This window comes from Rubritepida flocculans DSM 14296 (assembly GCF_000425365.1).
Classification (GTDB): Bacteria; Pseudomonadota; Alphaproteobacteria; order Acetobacterales; family Acetobacteraceae; genus Roseococcus; species Roseococcus flocculans.
The window spans coordinates 18,483-41,152 of record NZ_AUDH01000026.1 but is presented as its reverse complement, the minus strand read 5'-3'; the positions used below and the strand labels follow the sequence as shown (position 1 = coordinate 41,152).

Here is a 22,670-nt window from a genome sequence, read left to right as displayed (position 1 = left end):
CGCACGACGAGCACGTCTGGAAGCTGCCGCGGAGTGCGGTCAGCCCCGCGCAGATGCTGCGCGGCGGGCAGGTGATCTGCGGACGGAACGACACCCGGCTCTGGCTCAACGCCAGCATGAAGGCGGCCGCGGGCTTTCCCGACATCTATCCGGCGGGGCGGTCGGAAAAGATCATCTGCCTCAGGAACCGCCACGACCTCGGCCTGGTGAACGGCATGTTCGTCAGCCTCTCCGGGATCGAGGACGAGGACGAGCTCAGCTTCCGCGCCAGCGTCACCACCGAGGACGGCGTCGCCATCGCCGGGCGGCATCGCTTCTACAAGGGGCACTATGACGACCATGTGCGGCGCGATCCCGAGCGCGAGCGCCGCGACTGGCGCGCGCTGCGCGGCCTGATCGAGACCTCCTGGGGCTACGCCATCACCTGCCACAAGGCGCAGGGCAGCCAGTGGGAGAACGTGATCGTCTACGACGACCGTCTCTCGCGCACGCCCGAGGACCGGGCCCGCTGGCTCTACACCGCGATCACGCGCGCCGAGCGCGGGCTGGTGATCCTTGATTGACCTGAATGACGCGACGGTCGCGCCTTCCCGCTACGACCTCGAGGCCATCGTCCAGCGCCTGCGCGACACCGCCCATGCCTGGGTGCCGGGGCTCTTCCCCAACGGCCGGCGCCAGGGCGACGAATGGCGGCTGGCCAACATCCAGGGCGATCCGCCGCGCCGCTCCGGCTCCTGCGTGATCATGCTGCGCGGCGAGCATGCCGGCGACTGGCACGACTTCGATGGTGATGAGGGCGGCGGGCCGCTGTCCACGCTCGCGCACGGCACCGGCCTCGCCGACCGGGCGCTGTTCGCGCGGGCGGCCGAGATGACCGGCTGGACGGGCGAAGGCCCGGCGCGCCTGGAACCACCGCCGGCACCGAAGCCGGAGCGCGACGCCGCCCGCGACATCGCCTTCATCCTGGAGCACGCGCAGCCGATCCAGGGCACGGCGGCGGAGCGCTACCTGCAGGGCCGCGGCCTCGCCGTGCCGGACGGCGCGGATCTGCTGTTCCATCCCGACCTCGCGCATTTCGAGACCCGCGCCGGCTATCCGGCGATGGTCGGGCTGGTGCGCAACCGCGCCGGCGAGGTGGTGGCGGTGCATCGCACCTACCTCCGGGAGGACGGTGGGACCGTCCGCAAGGCCGATATCCCGAAGCCGCGCATGGTGCTCGGCCGGAGCGGCGGCGGCACGGTGCGCCTCGCCCCGATCGGCCCGGCCGGCGTGCTCGGGCTCTGCGAGGGCATCGAGACCGGCCTCGCCGCCATGCTGGCCTGCCCCGGCCTGCCGGTCTGGGCGGCGCTCTCCACCAGCGGCCTCGAGCAGGCGCACCTGCCGCCGGAGGCGCGGAGCGTGGTCATCCTCGCCGACCACGACGCCTCCGGCGCCGGGCTCCGCGCCGCCGAAGCCGCCGCCGCCAAGCTCCGCCTCGAGGGCAGGCAGGTCGCGATCGCGCTGCCTCCGACCCTGGGCGACGACTTCAACGACATGCTGTTGCGCGAGGGGCCGGGGCCGATCGCGGCGCTGGTCGATGCGGCGATGCGGCAGCCCAGCAGCGCCGACGTTGCGCCCGAGGAGCCGGAAACCGGCCGCCACCTGCCCATCGGCTTCGTGGAGCCAGCGCATCCGCTGCCGACCGTTCGCGCCGACGAGGGCAATCTCGACCGCGCCACCGCCCGTGCCTGGGGTCTCGTGCTGTCGGCGAACCGCTCGCCCTGGCTGTTCCGGCTCGGTGGCGAGCCGTCCTGGGTCGTGCCCGACGATGACGGCCGCCCCGTCGCGGTCACCGTGCGCGAGGAGCGCCTGCGGCACATGCTGGCGAAGCTCGCCGACTGGCGAAGGCTCAACGCCAAGGGCGACCTGGTCCCGGCACCGCCGCCCACCGGCCTGGTGAAGTCCCTCGTCGCCACCCCTGATCCGGCGCTGCCGGTGCTGGCGGGGATCGTCACGGCGCCGGTGTTCGGCCGGGCCGGCACGCTGCTGACCGAGCCTGGCTACCATCCCGACGCGCGGCTGCTCTACCGACCGCCGCCGGGATTCGTGCTGCCGCCGGTGCCGGACCGGCCGACGGCGGCCGAGATCGCTGCCGCGCGCAGCCTCCTGCTCGGCGAGCTGCTCGGCGACTTCCCCTTCACCGGAGAGGCCGAGCGTGCCCACGCCCTCGCCCTGCTGCTGCTCGGCTTCGTGCGGCCGATGATCGACGGGCCGACGCCGCTGCACATGATCGAGAAGCCCACGCCCGGCACCGGCGCCACCCTCATGGTGGACGCCATCGCCACCATCCTCACCGGCTCGGGCGCTGCCGTCATGACCGAGGGCCGCGACGAGGACGAGTGGCGCAAGCGGCTCACCGCCAAGCTGCGCCAGCTGCCGACCCTGCTGCTGATCGACAACCTCCGCCAGGAGCTCGACAGCTCCGCCCTCGCCGCGGCGCTGACCGCCCCCCTCTGGGAGGACCGCGTGCTCGGCGCCTCGGACATGGTCCGCCTGCCGGTGCGCTGCGCCTGGGTCGCCACCGGCAACAACCCGGCCGTCTCGCACGAGATCGCCCGCCGCCTCGTCCGCATCCGCCTCGACGCCCGAACCGACCAGCCCTGGCGGCGCGACGGCTTCCGCCATCCCGACCTGATGGGGTGGGTGCGCACGAACCGTGCGAGGCTGGTCTCCGCCTGCCTCACCCTCTGCCGCGCCTGGGTCGCCGCCGGCCGTCCGCGCGGGCGCCGGAGCATTGGCAGCTACGAAGCCTGGGCACAGACCATCGGCGGCGTGCTGGAGGTGGCCGGGCTCGAGGGCTTTCTCGGCAACCTGGACGAGACGATGACGGCGTCCGATGGCGAGGGGGCGACCTGGCGCAGCCTTGTCTCCGCCTGGTGGGATCGGTTCGGCAGTGCCGAGGTCGGCATCACAGACCTCTACGGCGTCGCCATCCAGGTCGAGCCACCCCTGCCGCTCGGACCCGGCAACGACCGCTCGCAGCGCATCCGGCTCGGCAAGGCCCTCAGCAAGCTGCGCGACCGCGTCTTCCGCATCGGCCAGCGCAGCCTCCATGTCGAGGCCGCAGGCACCTACCAGGGCGCCGGGCGGTGGCGGCTGAAGCCGTCCCAGGACGGAGGCACGGACGAACATCCACCACTTTCAGCGCGAGGTGCTGACCCCGTGAATGTTTGGCCCGCCGTGAATGTCGGTGAATGTGCGTCTGCCAACATTCACGGGCGAAACTCAGCGGAAAACCGAGGCTTCCTCGGGCCTCGTGAATGTCGTGAATGTTCTTCCCATGCCCACGCGTGCGCGCACGCGCGCGCGCCCATGAGGGAAGAGACGGAACAACATCCACCACATTCACGACATTCACCGGTCCCAGGCAATCCGCCGGTTTCCGCCGGTGAATGTGCCGGTGAGGGTCAAGCCGCACATCCACGGACATCCACCAGGCCCGTGACGGAGCCCACCTGGCTGGACGGGGTGCCGTGATGCGCCGTCCGAACAGCCGCGGGCCGCCCGAAGCGGATGCGCCTCACCCAGCCGGGCGGCGACGGCGAGTTCCGCCAAGGACCGCGCCACCGCCCTCACCACGACGATCCCCTCTCGGAGATCCCATGGCTCCTGCGACTTCCCCCATGCCCGCCACGCCGGCAAGCGGCCCGACCGTTGCCACGCCGCCGGCCCTCGCGCTCGACCGCCACGCCGTCCTCGCCCTCGACCTCGGCACCACCACCGGCTGGGCGCTGCGCCGCCGCGACGGTGGCATCACCTCCGGCACCGTGACCTTCAGGCCGAGCCGGTTCGAAGGCGGCGGCATGCGCTTCCTGCGCTTCCGCGGCTGGCTGGCTGAGGTCTCCGACCTCTCGGGCGGCTTGGCGCGTATTGCCTTCGAGGAGGTACGGGCCCACGCCGGCACGGACGCGGCGCATCTCTACGGCGGCTTCCTCGCCCACCTCGCCGCCTGGTGCGAGGAGCGCGGCATCGCCTATGAGGGCGTGCCGGTCGGCACGATCAGGCGCTTTGCCACCGGCAGGGGCAACGCCGACAAGGCGGCGATGGTCGCCGCCATGTGCGCCCGCGGCTTCACACCGGCCGACGACAACGAGGCCGATGCCATCGCCCTGCTGCTCTGGGCCACCGAATCCTCGGGAGGCCGGGCATGAGGCTCGCCGGTTCGCCGCGCCCGCCCCGGTCGTGTCTGGACCTGGCACGCAGCCCGGCCTCCGCGCTGGAGATCGACGCCCTGCGCGCCGCCGCCTGGCACCGGCACGGCGTCGCCGCCCTGTCGGTGGACGACATCGCCGACGCCTGGCTGCGCCAGGCCGTCACCAACGAAGCCAACCGGCGCTGGGGGCGGCGCGAGGGAAGGCATGCCCATGGCCGGTAAGCGCAAGGCCAGGCGGACCACGCCGCCGCGCGAGGACCTGTCGAAGCCCTCGCCATGGCGGCTGCAGCACGGCGGCTTCTCCGAGCCGGTCCGCGAGGCGGACCCCGAGACCGGCACGCCGGTGCAGCACCGCCGCGCTGTCGACACCCTCGGCCTGATGCTGGCCAACGGCACGATCACGCCGGAGATGCACGAGGCAGGCTGCATCTTCCGGACGCTGTTCCGAGCCGCTGCGCTGGATGGCATCGCCACCTCGCAGCTGATCCGACTGGCGGGCGCGACGAACGGCGACGTCTCGAACCGGCAGCTCGACGCGCGACGGCGCGTGGCTGAGGCGCTGGACGCGCTGGGCGGCCACGACAGCCCCGCCGGCTCCTGCGCCTGGTTCGTGATCGGGCTGGAGTTCTCGGTCCGCGAGTGGGCGATGCGCCAGGGCTGGGCGGGACGGACGGTGCATGGGCCCGTGGCGCAGGGCATCCTCGTCGCGGCCCTCGGCATGCTGGCGAAGCACTTCGGGCTGACGCCGCGGCAGCGGGCGGCGTGACGCGGCGCGGCCGGGGTGGCCCGCACCGCCCCGGTCGCACTGTTACAATTCACCCCGTGGCGGCGCCGAAATCAATGCGGCTAGACTCAGGACACGTAGAGAAGGTGCGTGAGCGCCGCGGCTCCTGAGCCGCAGCGTCGCCGCATCGAGACAGTGGCTCGCGAGCCGCAGGGTCCTTCCTGCGCCCGGCGTATGCGGGGGGCGGAAGCGCGCGACTTCGCTAGCGCCAGGCCGAAAACATGGTGCGCGGTTCGCACCACACGGCCCTGATCTCAATCGTTTAGCTGCGAACTGTGGCGGCGTGAGGCTCGCACCGGCCGCGCGCACGGTTCGCACCCACCCTGATCCCGGATGGCCCGATGACGCTCCCCTGGATGGCGGCGAAGATCCTGCTGCGCCCGGTGGCGGATCTGCGCGCCCACCGCGGCAATGCCCGGGTGCATGGTGCGGCGCAGCTCGAGCAGATCAAGGCCAGCATGCTGGCCTTCGGCTTCACCAACCCGCTGCTGGTGGATGAGGCCGGCGTGCTGATCGCCGGCCATGGCCGGCTCGAGGCGGCCATGGCGCTCGGCATCGAACGGGTGCCGGTGATCGTACTGCGCCACCTCTCGCCGGCGCAGAAGGACGCGCTCCGGCTCGCAGACAACCGCATTGCGGAGAACGCCACCTGGGACCAGGCGCTGCTGCGAGAGGCCCTGGCCGGTGTGCAGGCCGCCGCGGAGATCGACGTGGCCATGCTCGGCTTCTCGGCGGACGAGCTGACCGCAATCCTCGCGGCGGCGGATGCGGCCGTCGTTGATGGCGAAGCGCCCGAGGAGGCGGATCAGCCGGAGGCCGGCGGCGGTGGCGCGCCCGGCGCGGCGGAGATGGACGAGGCGCCGGCGGATGATCCCGCCGACGCCGAACCCGACGCCCCGCGCCAGGCCGTCACCCGCCCCGGCGATCTCTGGCTGCTCGGCGAGCATCGCCTGCTCTGCGGCGACAGCACCGACGCCGCCACCGTCGCCCGCGTCATGGGCGAGGACCGCGCGGCGCTGCTGTTCACCAGCCCGCCCTACGGCAACCAGCGCGACTACACCACCGGTGGCGTCTCCGACTGGGATGCCCTGATGCGGGGCGTGTTCCAGCATCTGCCGCTGATCCTGCGGGACGACGGCCAGGCGCTGGTGAACCTCGGCCTGATCCACCGCGACGGGGAGTGGCTGCCGTACTGGTCCGGCTGGCTCGACTGGATGCGTGCCCAGGGCTGGCGGCGGTTCGGCCTCTATGCCTGGGATCAGGGCCCGGGCCTGCCGGGGGATTGGAATGGCCGCCTCGCGCCGGCCTTCGAGCTGGTGTTCCACCTCAACCGCGAGGCGCGCCAGCCGAACAAGATCGTGCCCTGCAAGTGGGCCGGCACCCCGAACAAGGGCAGCGGCCTGCGCGCCGCCGACGGCGAGGTGAAGGCCTACACCCATATCGGCCTGCCGGTGCAGGAGAGCCGCATCCCGGATAGCGTGCTCCGCATCACCCGCCACAAGGGCCGGGGCATCGAGACCGAGCACCCGGCGGTCTTCCCGGTGGCGCTGCCCGAGTTCCTGGTGCGCGCTTACACGGACGAGGGCGAGGCGGTGTTCGAGCCCTTCGCCGGCTCCGGCACCACGCTCCTCGCCGGCCAGCGCACCGGGCGGCGGGTGCGGGCCGTCGAGCTCGCCCCAGCCTATGTCGACCTGGCCATCGCCCGCTGGCGCATGCTGCACCCTGATCTGCCCGTGACGCTGGCGGAGGACGGCCGGGACTACGACGCCGTCGCGGCGGCGCGCGCGGAGGCGCTGGCCGATGCGGCCTGAGCTTCAGGTCACCACCGTGGCGGTGGCGGCGCTGGTCCCCTACGCCGAGAACGCCCGCACCCACTCCGAGGCGCAGGTGGCGCAGATCGCCGCCTCGATCGCCGAGTTCGGCTTCGTCAACCCGGTGCTGGTCGACGCCGCCGGCGTGCTGGTGGCCGGCCACGGCCGGGTCATGGCCGCAAAGCGCCTCGGCATGGTGGCGGTGCCGGCGATCCGCCTTGCCCACCTGACCGAGGCGCAGGCCCGGGCCCTGCGCCTGGCCGACAACCAGATCGCGCTCAACTCCGGGTGGGACGAGGCGCTGCTCGCCGCCGAGATCGCCCGCATCCGCGACGAGGCGGCGGTCGACCTCGACGTGCTCGGCTTCACAGGGATGGAGCTCGACCGTCTGCTGGCCGCGGCGGATGCCGGGCTCGACGAGGACGGCGCCGACGACGCCCCGCCACCGCCCGCCCTGCCGGTCGCCCGCCCAGGCGACCTCTGGCGCTGCGGCGCGCACCGCCTGCTCTGCGGCGACGCCACGAAGCTGGCCGATGTGCAGCGCGCCCTCGGCGCCGATCGCCTCGCCGACATGGCCTTCACCGACCCACCCTACAACGTCGCTTACCGCGGCGGCACCGCGGCCAGGATGACCATCGCCAACGACGCGCTCGGCGAGGGCTTCCTCGACTTCCTCCGCCCGGCGCTGGCCAACCTGCTCTCGGTCACCAAGGGCGCCTGCTACGTCTGCATGTCCTCCTCGGAGTGGCCGACGCTGCACCGCGCCTGGCAGGAGGCCGGCGGCAAGTGGTCGAGCACCCTCATCTGGGCGAAGAACACCTTCGCGCTCGGCCGCGCCGACTACCACCAGCAGTTCGAGGCGATGCTCTACGGCTGGAAGGCCGGCGCGCAGCACTACTGGTGCGGCGCCCGCGACCAGGGCAACGTCTGGCACTTCGACAAGCCGGCCAGGAACGACCTGCATCCCACGATGAAGCCCGTCGCGCTGGTCGAGCGGGCGATCCGCAACAGCAGCAAGCAGCGCGACACCGTGCTCGACCCGTTCGGCGGCTCCGGGACGACCATGATCGCGGCGGAGCGGACCGGGCGGCGGGCGGCGCTGCTCGAGCTCGACCCGGCCTATGCCGATGTCATCGTCCGACGCTGGCAGGAGGCGACCGGCGAGGCCGCGGTGCTGGAGGGCGAGGACCGCACCTTCGGCGACATCGCGGCGGCGCGCGGCGCCGGCGATGCTGGGATGATCGAGAAAGCCCAATAAGAGCAATCATCTGACGCTGCATCTCGCTTGGCTCGGGCGCGGCACAGCGCGAATGGTCCGTCACGCGCAGGGGATCGCCCCCTGCACCGGGAGACGGAGCCGACGATGACCGACCGCGAAGCCCGCGCCGCCCGCAACCAGGAGCGCAGCCTGGTGGCCTTCCTGGCGAAGAAGGCCGAGTTCGACGCCCTGCTCGCGGAACTGCAGCAGGCCAGCGCGGACCACTTCGGGGCGGACCCGGAGGCGGTGCTCTGGGGCGAGACGGCCTGGCTCGCTGACGCCACGGCGAAGCTCAAGGAGATCGCCGACCAGCACTTCCGCCGGGGCGAATACGCCGGCTGACGCGGCGGGCTCCCGCACCGCCCCGACCGGCGCGAGCCGGCGGGGCTCGGGGTGGTGGCACCCGGCTGGTCGGGTGCCGGACCGAGGACCCCAAGGATGAAGCTCACCGACACCCAGCGCGCGATCCTCTCCGCCGCTGCGCAGCACCCCGAGCACCTGGCCTACCCGCCGGAGCGCCTGCCGGCCGCGGCGCGGCAGACGGTGGCGAAGGCGCTGCTCAAGGCCGACCTGGTGATCGCGGTGCACCGCCCCGCCTACGACGCGCACGCGCTCTGGACGGTCGAGGGCGACAGCGTCCTCCTGAAGATCACCGACGCCGGGCTGCGCGCCATCGGCGTCGACCCGAAGGACGCCGCACCGGCCACGGACGTTGCGCCGATGGGCGCGCTGGAGGCGCCCTCTCAGGACAACCCCGCCGGCGCAACCGGACCCGCCCAGGACGCGCCCGGGGCGCCGGACGACGCCACCCGCGCGGAGGACCTCGCCCTGCTCGACCAGGTCCTCGCGGCGGCCCGCCCCGCGCGGCGGGCCAGCCTGCGCGACGCCGCCACCGCGGTGCTCGCCGCCTGGGACGCCGCGGCCAACCGCGACACCGACATGATCGGCGCCCTCGACGGGCCGATGGCGCGCCTCCGCGCCGCCCTGGCTGGGAAGCCCGCCCGCATGCCGCGTGATGCGGACGCGCCGCGCAGGCCGCGCGAGGGCACCAAGCAGGAGCAGGTGCTCGCCATGCTCCGCCGTCCCGAGGGGGCGACGGTGGCGCAGATCGCCGAGGCGACCGGCTGGGCGCCGCACACGGTGCGGGGGTTCTTCGCCGGGCTGAAGAAGCGCCAGGGCATCGCGGTCGAGGCGCTGGAGCGGGTGCGTCAGGTCGGGCCCAACAAGGAGGGGGCCCGCGGCTCCTACACCGTGTATCGCATCGCCGGATGACGCCCCGCAGAACGGCTCAGGGCCCGCGGCGCGGCGGCGGGTCCTGATACTTCTCCCAGGGCTGCGGCCTGGGCTTCGGTGGGTCGAGCGCCATGAGCAGCTCCGACAGCTCCCATTTCTGGCGCTTCGCCGCCTTCAGCACATCGATCAGCACCTTTCGCGCGTCGTCCACGTAGAGCCGAACCACCCGCGGCGTGCCGACACCGCCATCCGCCATGGCCATCGCATACGCGGTCGCCATCACCATCTTCTCGGGATTCTTCGGCGACATCCCGCTGCTCCGCTGACGCCGCGGCGATGATGCACCGCGTGCCCCGTGAGGCGCACGCGGAATGCGCGGTGCCGCGCGATCACATGCGCCGGCGATCCTCCCGGCGCGCCGTCTGTCCAACCTGACGAGGCCCGCATCATCGTCGCGCGCGGCGGGAGGGCGCCGCCATGCCCGAGCTGACCCCATCGAACCGCGAGGCGGCCAGGCGCATCGGCATCAGCGAGACGGCGCTGCGCAAGGCCGAGGGCAGCGGCCGCATCGCCCGCGAGCCGGACGGCCGCTGGGACATCGACAAGACCCGCCGCCGTCTGGTCCAGACCGCCGACCCGCACCGCTCGCCGCTCGCGAATGGCGGCGGGGGCGCGGCCGGCCGCGACACGCCGTACGCCCGGCTCAAGGTCGCGCAACTCGCCCTCAAGGTCGAGGCGCAGCGCCTCGCGCTGGATGAGAACAAGCGCCGCCTGCTCGACGTCGCCGAGGCGAATGCCACGATCGACGAGATCGCCGGCGCGATGCGGGATGCGCTGCTGAACTGGCCCGCCCGCGTCTCCGGGCTGATCGCCGCCGAGCTCGGCGTCGACCCGCACCTGCTGCAGACCATCCTGCAGCAGCACGTCACCGACCTGCTCTCGGAGGCCGCCGATCGCTTCGACCCTCCAGGCCTCGGCGGCGCCAGCGGAGATCCGAACCCGCACGCGTGACCATGTGCGCCGGCGCGCGGGCAGCATGCTCCGCCCGCCGCCGCAGCTCACCGTCTCGCAGTGGGCCGAGCGGCACCGGATCCTGGGCAGCCGCGCCTCCTCGGAGCCGGGGCCCTGGCGGACCAGCCGGACCCCGTATCTGCGCGAAGTGATGGACGCGCTCTCGGCGGTGCACCCGGCGCGGCGGGTCGTGTTCATGAAGGGTGCCCAGGTCGGCGCCACCGAGAGCGGCAACTGCTGGCTCGGCTACATCCTGCACCACGTGCCGGCGCCGGTGCTGGCGGTGCAGCCCACCGTCGAGCTGGCCAAGCGGTTCTCGCGCCAGCGCATCGACCCGCTGCTGGAGGAGACCCCGGCCCTCAAGGAGCGCGTCGCCCCGGCCCGGGCGCGGGACAGCGGCAATACCCTGCTGTCGAAGGAATTCCCCGGCGGCATCCTGGTGCTGACCGGGGCGAACAGCGCGGTCGGGCTGCGCTCGATGACGGCGCGGTTCCTGTTCCTAGACGAGATCGACGCCTATCCCGGCGACGTGGAGGGCGAGGGCGACCCGATCGCGCTCGCCGAGGCCCGGGCCCGGACCTTCGGCTGGCGGCGCAAGGCTTTCCTGGTCTCGACCCCGACCATCGCCGGCCGCAGCCGGATCGAGCGGGAGTACCAGGCCTCCGACCAGCGGCGCTACTTCGTGCCCTGTCCCCACTGCCAGGAGACACAGTGGCTGAAGTTCGAGCGGCTCCGCTGGGAGAAGGGCGACCCGCGCTCGGTCCGCTACCACTGCGAGGCCTGCGACGAGGGGATCGAGGAGCACCACAAGACGGCCATGCTGGCCGGCGGCCAGTGGCGCCCGACCGCCACCGCCGAGAACCCGCACACGGTCGGCTTCCACATCTCGGCGCTCTACTCGCCGGTCGGCTGGCTGTCCTGGGAGCAGATCGCCCGCGACTGGGAGGCGGCGCAGGGGAAGCCCGAGGACCTGAAGACCTTCAAGAACACGGTGCTCGGCGAGACCTGGCAGGAGCAGGGCGAGGCGCCGGACTGGGAGCGGCTGGTCGAGCGGCGGGAGGACTTCCGCATGGGCATGGTGCCTGCCGGCGCGCTGGTGCTGACCGCGGGCGTGGACGTGCAGGACGACCGCCTCGAATGCGACGTCTGGGGCTGGGCGGAGGGGTTCTCCTCCTGGCTGGTGGACCACCTGGTCATCCCCGGCAGCCCGCGCGAGCGGGAGCCCTGGGACGCGCTGGCGACGCTGCTGGCCCGCGACTGGCCGCGCCAGGGCGGCGGCGCGATGCGCATCGCCAAAACCTGCGTCGACACCGGCGGGCGGGACACCGCGGCGGTCTACGGCCATCTCCGCCGACTGCGGGATCCGCGGGTCGCCCCAACCAAGGGTGTAGAGGGCTGGAACCGGGCGCAGCCGGTGCAGGGCCCGACGCCGGTGGACGCGCTGGTCGATGGCCGCAAGCTCCGCCGCGGCCTGAAGCTCTGGACCGTCTCGGTCTCCACCTGGAAGGCTGACCTTTATCGCCGGCTCTGGCTCGGCCGGGGCGATGCCGAGGAGTTCCCGCCCGGCTGGGTGCACCTGCCGCAGGGCGTTGAAGCCGAGTGGGTGAAGCAGCTCGTCGCCGAGCAGCTTCGCACGGTGAAGGATCGCCGCGGCTTCGCGCGGCAGGAATGGGCCAAGCTCAGGGAGAGGAACGAGGCGCTGGACTGCGCGGTGCTGGCTCGCGCCGCGCTCTGGCTGCTCGGCGCGGACCGCTACGGTGAACGCTTCTGGGCCAGGCTGCGCGAGGACATCGCGAATGCGCCCGTCACGCTCGCTGAGGCGCCCGTCGCTGGGTCACCGGCACCGGCTCCGGTCCTGCCCATGCGATCGGAACCCCTTCGCCCTCGCGCCTGGCTCGCCTCGCGCGGCGGCTGGCTGCGCTGATCCTGGAGACCGTCATGACCGCCATCGTCCCGGTGCGCACCACGATCGCCGCCGGCCAGGCGCTGAGCGCGCCGGTCGCCAGCGTCGGCTACGGCGTCTGCCTGCTGCTGCTGCCCGCCGCCTGGACCGACGCCCCGCTCACCCTGCAGGGCTCGCTCGACGAGGGCGAGCCCGCCGCCTGGGCCGACCTCCACGACCATCTCGGCAACGAGGTGGTGCTGACGGTCGCCGCCGGCCGCGCGCTCACCCTGCCGCCCACCCTGCTGCTCGGCTGGCGCTGGCTCCGGCTGCGCTCGGGCCTCGCCGCCGCGCCGGTGAACCAGGCCGCGGAGCGGCTCCTCACCCTCGGGATCCGGCCCCTCGCATGACCGCGCTGTTCCAGCACCACCTGCCGCCCGCGCCGGCGATGCTGCCGTATGCCTCGGGGCGCTTCTACGCCTCGCAGCACGCGCGCGCCGCCGGCGGCGCGGTGGCGATGGCGGCGAACCGGCTGTACTGCGTGCCCTACGTGCTGGCGCGGCCGGGGCTGTTCGCGGCCATGGCGGTGGGCGTGACCACCGGCGCCGCGGGCCTCCTGCGTATGGCGCTCGCCGCCGACAATGGCGCCGGCCGGCCGGGGGCGGTGATCGAGGAGCCGCTGGCGGACGCCGACACCTCCGTCGCTGGGAACGCGCTCTGCCCCTTCGCGCGGCCGCGCTGGATTTCGGCCGGCGTCTGGTGGCTGCTGCTGTGCTTCTCGGGGGCGCCCTCGGTGCGCGGCACCTCCACCCAGGCCTTCAGCGGCGGCAACACGCTGCTGCTCGGCTCCGCCGCGGCGGATGGCGGGGCCGGTGGCGGCACGACGGGCAGCGAGAACGGCTTCTTCGCGCCGCTGACGCACCAGGCCGGCGCGCCGATCATGCCGAACCCGCCCAGCGGGTTGTCCTACCTCGTCAACGCGGCGGCGCCGCTGCCGACGCTCCGGGCGGCGTGATGGACCCGGCCGTCCTGGCCTGGGCGCTGGCCCAGCCTCCGGGCAGCCGCGCGGCGGCGCTGGCCGCGGCCTACACCGGCGGTACCACGCGCGTGGCCTTCGACGGCCGCACGGTCGAGTACCGCAGCCTCGACGAGCTTGGCCGGGCGCTGGCCGCGCTGCATGGCGCCGAGAACAGCGCCGCGCGGCGGCCCTCGGTGACGCTGGCCAGCTTCGCGCGCGGGGGTGGCGCGTGATCGAGCGGATGACACGCCGCCTTCGAGATGCCTGGGCGGCGCTGCGCGGCTACGCCGCGGCGCAGGACCACCGCGCCTCCGCCTGGGCGCCCGCCGGCGGCAGCGCCAATGCCGAGGTCGGCATGGCCGCCGCCACGGTGGCGCGCCGTGCCCGCGACGCCGTGCGCAACGACCCCTACGCCAGCCGCATCGTCGACCTCTGGACCGGCAACGCGGTCGGCGCCGGGATCACCACGCGCTGGCCGGACGACGCGCATGGCCGCGCCTGGCAACGCTGGGCGGAGGGCACCGCGTGCGATGCCGAGGGACGGCTCGACCTCTACGGCCTGCAGGCGCTGGTGATGCGGGCGGTGGTCGAGAGCGGTGAGTGCTTCGTCCGCTTCCTGCTGGCGCCGCCGTCGCCCGCCAATCCGATCGGCCTGCGCCTGCAGGTGCTGGAGAGCGATCACCTCGACACGGCGCGCAACGGCATGGTGGACGGCACGCCGACCATCCAGGGCATCTTGGCGTTTGGCTGACCCCCTCGACCCGCGAGGCCGCCCGCCGCATCGGCATCACCGAGACGGCGCTGCGCAAGGCGGAGCAGACCAACCGCATCGCCCGCAAGCCGGACGGCCAGTGTGACATCGACAAGACCCGCCGACGCCTTACCGAAACCGCCGACCCTGCCCGCTCGCCCCTGGCGAACGGCGCTGAGGGCACACCGTTCGCCCGGCTGAAGGTCGCCCAGCTTGCCCTGAAGGTGGAGGCGCAGCGCCTCTCGCTGGATGAGACCAAGCGACGCCTGGTCGATGTCACCGAGGCCAATGCCGCGCTCGACGAGATCGGCAGCACCATGCGCGACGCGCCGCTGAACTGGCCTGCTCGCGTCTCCGGGCTGATCGCCGCCGAACTCGGCGTCGACCCGCATCTGCTGCAGACCATCCTGCAGCAGCATGTCACCGATCTGCTGACGGAGGCCGCCGATCGCTTCGACCCCGCAGGTGGCATCGGCGGAGGCCGCGGCGCGAACCCGTAACCATGCGCACCGCCGGGCCAGGGCGATGCTCCAGTCGCCGCCGCAGCTCAGCGTTCCCGCCTGGGCCGAGCAGCATCGGAACCTGAGCAGCCGCGGCTGCTCCGAGCTGGGCGCCTGGCGCACGGCGCGCGCCCCCTATCTGCGCGCCATCATGGACGCGCTCTCCGCGCCGCACCCGGCGCGGCGGGTGGTGTTCATGAATGGGGCGCAGACCGGCGGCACGGAGGCGGGCAACAACTTGCTCGGCTACATCCTGCACCATGTGCCGGCGCCGGTGCTGGCGGTGCAGCCGACCGTGGAGCTGGCAAAGCGCTTCTCGCGCCGGCGCATCGATCCGCTGCTGGAGGAGACGCTGGCACTGCGGGAGCGGGTGGCGCCCTTGCGGGCGCGCGACGGCGGTGCGCCGCGAGGCGGCCTGCTCAGCCGTCATGATGCCAGCGGCGACATAGTAACTCCGGCGTGAAGACGGCGACGGCGGGCTTGCGGATCGCGAAGGCTGGGGCGGCGGCAACGGGCGGCAGCAGACCCTCGAAGCGCTCACCCGTCTTGGGCAGCTCGGCCGAGACGCAGGAGCGATCGGCGTGTACCTCGGCGCCGACATGATGCGCGACGAGGCGGATGATGCGCTTCCATCGGCGAAGTCGAGGCGCTGGCCCGTATCGGCGAGGCCTTCCGCGAGACGGTCGATCCACAGGCGCCCGTCAGGGTTCAGCATCACCTCGTGTCGCGCGACATGGAATGACCTTCCCTTGGCGACATGAATTCGCCCCCCTCTGGAGAAAGAGAAAGAGGGATGTCGATGGACGATGCTGGAGTGATCCAGGCTTCCGCGCTGGACGAGGCGCGGAGGGTGCGAATGCGGACGCCGAACGCGGTTCGCAGCATGCGCGCGGGCCGCGCAGTTGTCTCGGCCTCGAGCGGATGCAGCGACATGCGGTCCCCGTGGTGCGGCCGCGGCCGAAAAGCCGGCGCGGGTGGGGCCGAGTAGAGAGCGGCAGATTGGGGCGAATGCAACACCCAGGATGGTGGCATAGAGCTACAGCGCTCAATGACCGGCGTCTGGCGGCTTGGCGTCGAGTGTGAGGCATGCTGGCCGGCCACGAACGCCGCCACAGCCGAGGTTGACGATCTCGCCGCAAGCAGAAGAGGCATTCTCGCTGTCGCCATGTGAACGAGGGCCGTATGGATTGACGCCGCTTGCGACTGCGCGCGGACCCTGCGATCACGGTCCCATGGTCGCGCTGATCGCAATCCCCCTGCTCACCCTGGCCTGCGTCCCGCTTGTCGCCTGGGCGGTGCGCCGGAGGCCGTGGACGGCGCCATGGCTGGCCGTGCTGCCGGCCGCGTTGTTCCTGTTGGTGCTGACCCTCCCGGACGGGGCCGCCTTCCGCCTGGCCTGGATCCCCTCGCTAGGCGTCGAGCTCTCCTTCCGCCTTGATGGCCTGTCGCGCCTCTTCGCGCTGCTCATCACCGGCATCGGCGCCGGCGTGTTCCTCTACGCGGCGTCGTATCTCTCGGGGCACGCGCTGCTGCACCGCTTCCTCGCGACGCTGACGCTGTTCATGGCAGCCATGCTCGGCGCCGTGCTCGCCGACGACCTGGTGCTGCTGTTCGTGTTCTGGGAGCTCACCAGCCTCGCCTCCTTTCTGCTCATCGGCTTTGACGCCCATCGTTCGGAGGCGCGCAGTGCCGCGCAGCAGGGGCTGATGGTCACGGTCGCTGGCGGGCTGGCGATGCTCGCAGGCGTGCTACTGCTCGGGCGCGCCGCCGGCAGCTTCTCGATCTCCGAGATCCTCGCGCAGGGCGGCGGCCTCGCCGACCATCCGCTGGCGCCGTGGATCGTCGTGCTGATCGCCGCCGGCTGCTTCGCCAAGAGCGCGCAGTGGCCGCTGCACTTCTGGCTACCCAACGCCATGGCGGCGCCCACACCGGTCTCGGCCTACCTGCATTCGGCCACTATGGTGAAGCTGGGCGTGTATCTGCTGGCGCGACTCAACCCGCCATTCCAGGACATGGCGCTGTGGCAGGGTCTCTTGGTCGGCGCAGGCGCGGCCACCATGCTGGCCGGCGCGGTGCTGGCGCTACGGGAGCGCGACCTCAAGCGCAAGCTCGCCTGGTCCACGGTGGTCGCGCTGGGCACCTTGGTGACGCTGATCGGCATCGAAGACCCGCTCGCCGCTACCGCCGCCGTCGTCTTCCTGCTGGTGCACGCGCTATACAAGGCAAGCCTGTTCCTGATTGCCGGCATCGTCGACAAGAAGGCCGGCACGCGCGACGCGATGCAGCTGCGCGGCCTGCGCCGCCTGATGCCGCTGACCACCGCCGCAGCGCTGCTCGCGGGATTGTCAATGGCGGGCGCGCCGGGCTTCATCGGGTCCTTGGCCAAGGATCTGTTGTTCACCGTGCATGTCGGCCTGCCGGGCCTGCTTCCGTCGGTCGCGCTGGTGGTCAACGCCGCGATGGTGGTGGTGGCGGGCGTGGTGGCAACGCGCCCGTTTCTGGGCGCGCCGATGGAGACCGAGAAGGCCGTGCAGGATCCCTCCATGGCGATGCTTGCCGCTCCGCTCGTCCTCGGAGCGTTGGGGCTGCTGCTAGGCATGGCGCCGCAGCTTGTCGACCACACCATCATTGAGCCCGCGGCGGCGGCCATCCTCGGACGACCCACCGGCATTTCGCTCGGCGAGAAGCAGGGCGGCGCGCTGGTTCTGGCCATGTCCCTTGGCGCGCTCGCGCTTGGCGCACTGGTGTTTCTCGGCTGGCAGCGCCTTCAGCCGGTCCTGGCCGGCCAACGCTGGCTCGACGCATACGGCCCGGACGCGGGCTACGGCCGCGGGATGCGCGCCCTGGCGGCCGGCGCCGTCGCGCTCACTCGCCGGGTGCAGGGCGGCAGCCTGCGCCGCTACCTTGCGGCCAGCCTTGTCCTGGTGTTCGGCGGCGCGGGGCTGCTGCTGGCGGCGCGCGGCGGGCTCGCGCTGCCTGCGCCCGGCCTGTGGGCGACGCCGGCGCAACTGGCCCTTGCCGCCGTCATCGCCGCCGGCGCGCTGGCCGCCTGCCGGATTCGCGCGCTGTTCGGCCAGGTGATGGCGGCCGGCCTGGTCGGCTTTGGCGTCGGCATCCTGTTCCTGACGCTGGGCGCCGCCGATCTCGCCTTCACCCAGTTCACCGTCGAGATCCTGGCCATCGTGCTGCTGGTCGCGGTCCTGGCGCGGCTGCCCTTCCATGCGCTGGATGCGCGCCGCCCTGGCGAACGCCGGCGCGATGCGGCGCTGGCGTTGGGCGTCGGCGCCGTCGGCACGGCCATCCTGCTCGCAGTCCTCTCGGTGCCCTTCGAGCCGGCCATCCAGGACTGGATGGGCCAGGCCGCGGTGCCGGAGGCGAAGGGGCGCAACGTGGTCAATGTCGTCATCGTCGATTTCCGTGCCCTCGACACGCTGGGCGAGATCGCGGTGCTGCTGATCGCGGCGCTGTCGGCCGCCGTGCTGCTGCGCCGCGCCGGGAAGCCGGCCTGATGCCCGACAGCCTGATCCTGCGCGCCTCGGCGAGCTACGTGCTCTGGGCCGGCCTTGCCCTGTCGGTCTTCGTGCTGCTGCGCGGCCACAATGAACCCGGCGGCGGCTTCATCGGCGGTCTGATCGGCGCGCTCGGCTTCGTCTTCCACGCGCTGGCGCGCGGGCCGGCGGAGACGCGCCGGGTGCTGCGGCTCGACCCGCTGGCCTGGGGCGGCAGCGGACTGCTGCTGGCCACCGCCTCGGGGCTGCCGGCGCTGCTGCTGCATGCCGAGCCGCTGCTGACGCACCAATGGATCGATGGCCTGCCGATCGGCACCGCCATCCCCTTCGACATCGGCGTCTATCTCGTCGTGCTCGGCTTCGCGCTGGCCTTCGTGCTGCCCTTCCTGGGCGAGGAGTCGGCTTGAGCCCCGCCATGCCCCCCGGCCCAGGGCCGCGCTGAGATGGAGACCCTGCTCGCGCTGCTGTTCGGCCTGCTGCTGGCGGCGGCCTGCTACCTGCTGCTGGCGCGCTCGCTGCCGCGGGTGATCATCGGGCTGCTGCTGCTCGGCAACGCCGCCAACCTCGCCATCATCGCCGCCGGGCGCGTGGCCGGCACGGCGCCGCCGCTGGTTGAGCGGGGCGCGCAGGCGCTGGCCGCCGGCGCCTCCAACCCGTTGCCGCAGGCGCTGGTGCTGACCGCCATCGTGATCTCCTTCGCCCTCACCGCCTTCGTCATGGTGCTGGCCTGGGCGACCTGGCGGAGCGAGGCCACGCTTGACCCCGAGGCGCTGCGCCGCGCCGAGCCGGCGGCGTTGCCCAGCACCGACAAGCAGGAGGCCGCCGAGGCCGAGGCGCGGCCATGATCGCCGCGCGTGCCGACTGGCTGCTGGCCCTGCCGGTGCTGATCCCGCTGCTGGCCTGCGCGCTCTCGGCCGCGCTGCGCGGGCGGCCCCTCGTCCAGCGCGCCGTCACCGCCACCGCGGCGGCGGCCATGCTGGTCAGCGGCGCGGCCCTGGTGGCCGAGGTGCTGGGGCGCGGCGTCATCGCCTCGCAGATGGGCGACTGGCCCGCGCCCTTCGGCATCACCATGGTGGCCGACCTGTTCGCCGCCGCCATGGTCGCCATCACCGCGCTGATCTACGCCGCCACCGCTGCCTATGCCCCGGCCGATGCGGGGATGCGCGCGCAGGAGGCGCTGTGGCATCCGCTGCTGGCGGCCCTGGTGCTCGGCGTGGCGGGCGCCTTCCTGGCCGGCGATCTGTTCAACCTCTATGTCTGGTTCGAGGTGATGCTGATCGCCTCCTTCGGCCTGCTGGTGCTGGGCGGCGGGCGCGAGCAGCTTGACGCGGCGGTGAAATACGCGGTGCTGAACCTGATGGCCACGACGGTCTTCCTGATCGCCGTCGGCCTCGTCTATGGGCTGACCGGCACGCTCAACCTCGCCGACATGGCGCGGCGGATGCCCCAGGTGCCCAACCAGGGCGCCGCCGCCGCCGTCGCCTTCCTGCTGCTGGCGGCCTTCGGCGCCAAGGCGGCGGTGTTCCCGCTGTTCTTCTGGCTGCCGGCCTCCTACCACACGGCGATCGCGCCGGTCGCCGCCATCTTCGCCGGGCTGCTCACCAAAGTCGGCGTTTATGCGATGATCCGGCTGGTGACGCTGGTCTTCCCGGCCGGGCAGGACTGGATGGCGCCGCTGCTGTGGGCGGTGGCTGCCGGCACCATGGTGGTGGGCGTGCTGGGCGCGGCGGCGCACTGGGACATCCGGCGCATCCTGTCCTTCCACATCATCAGCCAGATCGGCTACATGATCGTGGGCCTGGCGGTGGCTACACCCTTCGCGATCGCCGGCGCGGTGCTCTACATCATCCACCACATCATGGTGAAGGCGAACCTGTTCCTGGTGGCGGGCGCGATCCGGCGCGCCGGCGGCAGCTTCTCGCTGGCCGCGCTCGGCGGGCTGTGGCGGCGCGACCCCTGGCTCGGCATCCTGTTCGCGATCGCGGCCCTGTCGCTCGCCGGGCTGCCGCCGCTGTCGGGCTTCTGGGCCAAGTTCATGGTGGTGAAGTCGGGCTTCGACGCGGGCTGGTACGCGCTCGCCGCGGTGGCGCTCGGCACCGGCATCCTCACCCTCTACTCGATGCTCAAGATCTGGATCGAGGCGTTCTGGAAGGAGCCGCCGGAGGGCGCCGCGGTGGTCGCGCTGGCCGGGCGCGAGCGCTGGCTGCTGCTCGGCCCCGTCGCCGCGCTGGCGCTGGTCACCCTCGGCATCGGGCTGTGGGCCGAGCCCTTCGCCGCCTATGCGCTGGCCGCCGGCGAACAGCTCGCGGGGCGCGAGGCCTATATCGCCGCCGTGCTCGGAGCCCGCCCGTGAGCCGGCCGCGCCCCTGGAATCTCATCGCCTGGCTGTGGCTCGCGGCGCTGTTCCTGCGCGAGCTGCTGCTCTCGGCCGCCGCGGTGATGCGCGCCACGCTCTCGCCCCGCCTCGAGCTGCGGCCCGGGATCGTCGCGGTGCCGCTCAGGCTGCGCTCGGCGGGCGGCGTCACGCTGCTCGCCCACATGGTGACGCTCACCCCCGGCACCACGGCGCTGCATGTCTCGCGCGACCGCAAGGTGATGTATGTCCACGCGATGGACGCGGCCGACCCCGACGCGGTGCGGGCTTCCATCGCCGAGCGGCTGGAGGCGCCAGCGATGCGCGTGCTGCCATGACCCTTATGGGCGCGGCCCTCGCGCTCTCGGCGCTGCTGCTCGCCGCCGCGGTGGCGCTCACCGCCTGGCGGATGCTGCGCGGCCCGGGCATCGCCGACCGGGCGGTGGCGATGGACCTGCTCGGCCTGCTCGCGGTCGGCGCCACCACGCTGGCGGCGGTGGCCGGCGGGCACCTCGCGCTGCTCGACATCGCGCTCGGCCTCGGGCTGGTGGGCTTCGTCGGCGCCGTCGGCGTGGCCGCCTTCATCACCCGCGCCTCGCGCTCGCCGGAGGCGCGCGATGACTGAGGCCCTGGCCGCCCTGTTTCTGGTGCTTGGCGCCGCCATCGCGCTGATCGCGGCGATCGGCGTGGCACGGCTGCCCGACGCCTTCCTGCGGATGCACGCCGCCACCAAGGCGGGCGTGGTCGGCGCCGGGCTGATGCTGGTCGGGGCCGGGCTCGCCTTCGGCGGCGGCGAGGCTTGGCTGCGGGTCGGCCTGATCGTGCTGTTCCTGCTCGTCACGGTGCCGATCTCTTCCCACGCGCTAGGCCGCGCCGCCTATATCGGCGGCGCGCCGCTGTGGCCCGGGAGCACGGACGCGCTCGCCGGCGTGCTGCCGCGCCAATCCATCGACAGTCCGCCGCGGCCCCCGGGCGCGCTGTGAGCGGTCACCCCGCGGCCAAAGTGGAGCTGCTTGGCCTGCTCTGCGCGCCGAGTCTGACCGGCACCGGGCCCTGGCCGTTCGGCGGGGCGCAATAATGCCGGACACCAAGCCGGGAAGCGCATGGCCGGAGTGCGCGCCGGCGCCGCGGCGCAGGCAACTGCGCGAGGGGTCGGCGAGCGTCCTGCTCGCCCGAGCGTTGGTGAATGAATGCCCCTCGGGCTGGCGACAGGCCGAAAGAGGTGACCAGTATCAACGGGCATTCAGGCACAACTTCGATTGCTGCACATACTCCGAGGGCGATCGGCGCCGCGCTGTGCGCATTCGACGGGAGCCGGAATACAACCGCCTGCACGAGGACCGAGGAGATCGTATATGGAAACCGCCCTGCCGCTGATCGGTGGGCTCGCCCTGCTGATATTGGGCGGCGAGTTGTTCGTGCGCGGCGCGGTGCAGATCGCCGAGCGGATGGGCGTGTCGCCGCTGCTGATCGGCCTCACCCTGGTGGGCTTCGGCACCTCGACGCCCGAGCTCGTGACCAGCGTGAAGGCGTCGCTGGCTGGCTCGCCGGGGATCGCGGTGGGCAACATCGTCGGCTCCAACATCGCCAACATCCTGGTGATCCTGGGGCTCGCCGCGCTGATCACGCCGATCGCTGTTGGGCGGGGCGCGCTGCGGCGGGACGGCACCATCGGCGCGGCGGTCGCGCTGGCCTTCGCCGGCGTCGGCATCTTCGGCATGCTCGACCGCGCCGTGGGCACGCTGTTCCTGGCCGGGCTGGTCGCCTACATCGCCTACGCCTGGCGCGAGGAGAGCCGCGGCGAGTTCGGCCACACCGCCGCCTTCGAGAAGGCGCTCGCCTTCGAGGAAGTCCATCCGAGCGGCCTGCACGCGACCAACGCCTCGGCGCCGGGGGCAGGCTGGAAGGGGGTTGCCCTCTCCGTTGGCTTCGCCTTCGGCGGGCTTGCGCTGGTGGTGCTCGGCGGCGGCCTGCTGGTCGATGGCGCGGTGGCGCTCGCGCGCGGGCTCGGCGTCTCGGAGACGGTGATCGGGCTGACCATCGTCGCGGTCGGCACCTCGATGCCGGAACTGGTGACCTCGGTGATAGCCGCGATGCGCCGCCACGCCGACGTGGCGCTGGGCAACGTTCTCGGCTCCAACATCTACAACATCCTCGGCATCGGGGGCGCGACCGCGCTGCTCGCGCCGACGACGGTGCCCGAAGCGATCGTCGCCTACGACGTCTGGGTGATGGTCGGCGCCTCTGCGCTGCTCCTGCTGCTCGGGCGCACCGGCTGGCGGATCGGCCGACGCGAGGGCGCGGCGCTGCTGGCGCTCTATGTCGCTTATGTCTGGTCCATCTGGCCGGCGGCGTGAGGCGAAGGCGC

General features: G+C 72.9%; 25 protein-coding genes and 2 pseudogenes. 24 read left to right on the top strand and 3 right to left on the bottom strand.

Annotated features, from left to right (window positions below; genetic code table 11):
* The 9 genes from H596_RS0115665 to H596_RS24425 form a co-directional block, all read left to right on the top strand.
* On the top strand, positions 1 to 563 hold a 563-nt coding region (locus H596_RS0115665), incomplete at its 5' end, for an ATP-binding domain-containing protein (protein WP_027285680.1).
* 181 nt (positions 564 to 744) lie between these two features.
* Entirely contained in the window at positions 745 to 3,516 is a 2,772-nt protein-coding gene (locus H596_RS21980; protein WP_245584034.1) for a DUF7146 domain-containing protein, read from the top strand.
* Between the two features lie 146 nt (positions 3,517 to 3,662).
* Positions 3,663 to 4,190: a crossover junction endodeoxyribonuclease RuvC gene (locus H596_RS0115655; RefSeq protein ID WP_211225298.1), complete on the top strand. Its 528-nt coding sequence runs from the start codon at positions 3,663 to 3,665 to the stop codon at positions 4,188 to 4,190.
* Complete coding sequence (locus tag H596_RS0115650; protein ID WP_027285678.1) at positions 4,187 to 4,414, top strand: hypothetical protein; 228 nt, start codon at positions 4,187 to 4,189, stop codon at positions 4,412 to 4,414. Before H596_RS0115655 ends, H596_RS0115650 begins: the two co-directional genes overlap by 4 nt.
* Entirely contained in the window at positions 4,404 to 4,958 is a 555-nt protein-coding gene (locus H596_RS0115645; RefSeq protein WP_027285677.1) for a DUF6456 domain-containing protein, read from the top strand. Before H596_RS0115650 ends, H596_RS0115645 begins: the two co-directional genes overlap by 11 nt.
* Positions 4,959 to 5,317: 359 nt before the next feature.
* Positions 5,318 to 6,787, top strand: coding sequence for a site-specific DNA-methyltransferase (locus H596_RS0115640; protein ID WP_027285676.1), 1,470 nt, complete (start codon positions 5,318 to 5,320; stop codon positions 6,785 to 6,787).
* Positions 6,777 to 8,045 carry a site-specific DNA-methyltransferase gene (locus H596_RS0115635; RefSeq protein ID WP_027285675.1) on the top strand — a complete coding sequence of 423 codons (1,269 nt, stop codon included), beginning with the start codon at positions 6,777 to 6,779 and terminating at the stop codon, positions 8,043 to 8,045. Before H596_RS0115640 ends, H596_RS0115635 begins: the two co-directional genes overlap by 11 nt.
* Before the next feature lie 105 nt (positions 8,046 to 8,150).
* Complete coding sequence (locus tag H596_RS0115630; protein WP_027285674.1) at positions 8,151 to 8,387, top strand: hypothetical protein; 237 nt, start codon at positions 8,151 to 8,153, stop codon at positions 8,385 to 8,387.
* Between the two features lie 96 nt (positions 8,388 to 8,483).
* A complete protein-coding gene (locus H596_RS24425) occupies positions 8,484 to 9,317 on the top strand; it encodes a DUF3489 domain-containing protein (protein WP_051213227.1) in 834 nt (277 codons plus the stop codon).
* 16 nt (positions 9,318 to 9,333) lie between these two features.
* Here the strand turns inward: H596_RS24425 and H596_RS0115620 are convergent, their stop codons facing one another.
* A complete protein-coding gene (locus H596_RS0115620; RefSeq protein WP_027285673.1) occupies positions 9,334 to 9,588 on the bottom strand; it encodes a hypothetical protein in 255 nt (84 codons plus the stop codon).
* Between the two features lie 167 nt (positions 9,589 to 9,755).
* Here H596_RS0115620 and H596_RS0115615 point away from each other — a divergent pair, with 167 nt between their 5' ends.
* From H596_RS0115615 to H596_RS24675, 7 genes and pseudogenes are all read left to right on the top strand, one after another.
* Positions 9,756 to 10,289: a hypothetical protein gene (locus H596_RS0115615; RefSeq protein ID WP_027285672.1), complete on the top strand. Its 534-nt coding sequence runs from the start codon at positions 9,756 to 9,758 to the stop codon at positions 10,287 to 10,289.
* A 25-nt stretch (positions 10,290 to 10,314) separates the two neighbouring features.
* Positions 10,315 to 12,213: a phage terminase large subunit family protein gene (locus H596_RS0115610; protein WP_027285671.1), complete on the top strand. Its 1,899-nt coding sequence runs from the start codon at positions 10,315 to 10,317 to the stop codon at positions 12,211 to 12,213.
* A 14-nt stretch (positions 12,214 to 12,227) separates the two neighbouring features.
* The gene (locus H596_RS23900) at positions 12,228 to 12,581 is read left to right on the top strand and encodes a hypothetical protein (protein ID WP_027285670.1); all 354 of its coding nucleotides are present in this window, start codon (positions 12,228 to 12,230) and stop codon (positions 12,579 to 12,581) included.
* On the top strand, positions 12,578 to 13,186 hold the full coding sequence (locus H596_RS23895) for a hypothetical protein (RefSeq protein WP_027285669.1): 609 nt from the start codon (positions 12,578 to 12,580) through the stop codon (positions 13,184 to 13,186). The genes H596_RS23900 and H596_RS23895 overlap by 4 nt, the downstream gene beginning before the upstream one ends.
* Positions 13,186 to 13,422, top strand: a complete 237-nt coding sequence (locus H596_RS0115595) for a phage head-tail joining protein (RefSeq protein WP_027285668.1) — start codon at positions 13,186 to 13,188, stop codon at positions 13,420 to 13,422. Before H596_RS23895 ends, H596_RS0115595 begins: the two co-directional genes overlap by 1 nt.
* Positions 13,419 to 13,940, top strand: coding sequence for a phage portal protein (locus H596_RS0115590; RefSeq protein ID WP_037301758.1), 522 nt, complete (start codon positions 13,419 to 13,421; stop codon positions 13,938 to 13,940). Before H596_RS0115595 ends, H596_RS0115590 begins: the two co-directional genes overlap by 4 nt.
* 525 nt (positions 13,941 to 14,465) lie before the next feature.
* Positions 14,466 to 14,774 (top strand): annotated as a pseudogene (locus tag H596_RS24675) (phage terminase large subunit family protein); the annotation flags it as partial.
* A gap of 54 nt (positions 14,775 to 14,828) precedes the next feature.
* Here H596_RS24675 and H596_RS24670 read toward each other — a convergent pair.
* Together H596_RS24670 and H596_RS24195 are read right to left on the bottom strand one after the other, a co-directional pair.
* Positions 14,829 to 15,155, bottom strand: a pseudogene (locus H596_RS24670) (P-type conjugative transfer ATPase TrbB); the annotation flags it as partial.
* Positions 15,155 to 15,373 (bottom strand): hypothetical protein, encoded by a 219-nt coding sequence (locus H596_RS24195; protein WP_169579881.1) that lies wholly within the window; start codon positions 15,371 to 15,373, stop codon positions 15,155 to 15,157. The gene H596_RS24195 and the pseudogene H596_RS24670, both read right to left, overlap by 1 nt.
* 299 nt (positions 15,374 to 15,672) lie before the next feature.
* On the opposite strand from H596_RS24195, the gene mbhE reads away from it, so the two are divergent.
* From mbhE to H596_RS0115540, 8 genes are all read left to right on the top strand, one after another.
* Positions 15,673 to 17,949 carry a hydrogen gas-evolving membrane-bound hydrogenase subunit E gene (gene mbhE / locus H596_RS21970; RefSeq protein WP_037301757.1) on the top strand — a complete coding sequence of 759 codons (2,277 nt, stop codon included), beginning with the start codon at positions 15,673 to 15,675 and terminating at the stop codon, positions 17,947 to 17,949.
* Complete coding sequence (locus H596_RS0115570; RefSeq protein ID WP_037301756.1) at positions 17,949 to 18,356, top strand: MnhB domain-containing protein; 408 nt, start codon at positions 17,949 to 17,951, stop codon at positions 18,354 to 18,356. The genes mbhE and H596_RS0115570 overlap by 1 nt, the downstream gene beginning before the upstream one ends.
* A 36-nt stretch (positions 18,357 to 18,392) precedes the next feature.
* Entirely contained in the window at positions 18,393 to 18,794 is a 402-nt protein-coding gene (locus H596_RS21965) for an NADH-quinone oxidoreductase subunit K (RefSeq protein ID WP_037301755.1), read from the top strand.
* Complete coding sequence (locus H596_RS0115560) at positions 18,791 to 20,302, top strand: proton-conducting transporter transmembrane domain-containing protein (RefSeq protein WP_027285664.1); 1,512 nt, start codon at positions 18,791 to 18,793, stop codon at positions 20,300 to 20,302. The genes H596_RS21965 and H596_RS0115560 overlap by 4 nt, the downstream gene beginning before the upstream one ends.
* Entirely contained in the window at positions 20,299 to 20,640 is a 342-nt protein-coding gene (locus tag H596_RS0115555; RefSeq protein WP_084602883.1) for a Na+/H+ antiporter subunit E, read from the top strand. Before H596_RS0115560 ends, H596_RS0115555 begins: the two co-directional genes overlap by 4 nt.
* A complete protein-coding gene (locus H596_RS0115550) occupies positions 20,637 to 20,927 on the top strand; it encodes a monovalent cation/H+ antiporter complex subunit F (RefSeq protein ID WP_027285662.1) in 291 nt (96 codons plus the stop codon). The genes H596_RS0115555 and H596_RS0115550 overlap by 4 nt, the downstream gene beginning before the upstream one ends.
* Positions 20,920 to 21,285, top strand: coding sequence for a monovalent cation/H(+) antiporter subunit G (mnhG, locus tag H596_RS0115545; protein ID WP_027285661.1), 366 nt, complete (start codon positions 20,920 to 20,922; stop codon positions 21,283 to 21,285). Before H596_RS0115550 ends, mnhG begins: the two co-directional genes overlap by 8 nt.
* 372 nt (positions 21,286 to 21,657) lie before the next feature.
* Positions 21,658 to 22,659, top strand: coding sequence for a calcium/sodium antiporter (locus H596_RS0115540; RefSeq protein WP_027285660.1), 1,002 nt, complete (start codon positions 21,658 to 21,660; stop codon positions 22,657 to 22,659).
* Positions 22,660 to 22,670 lie beyond the last annotated feature (11 nt).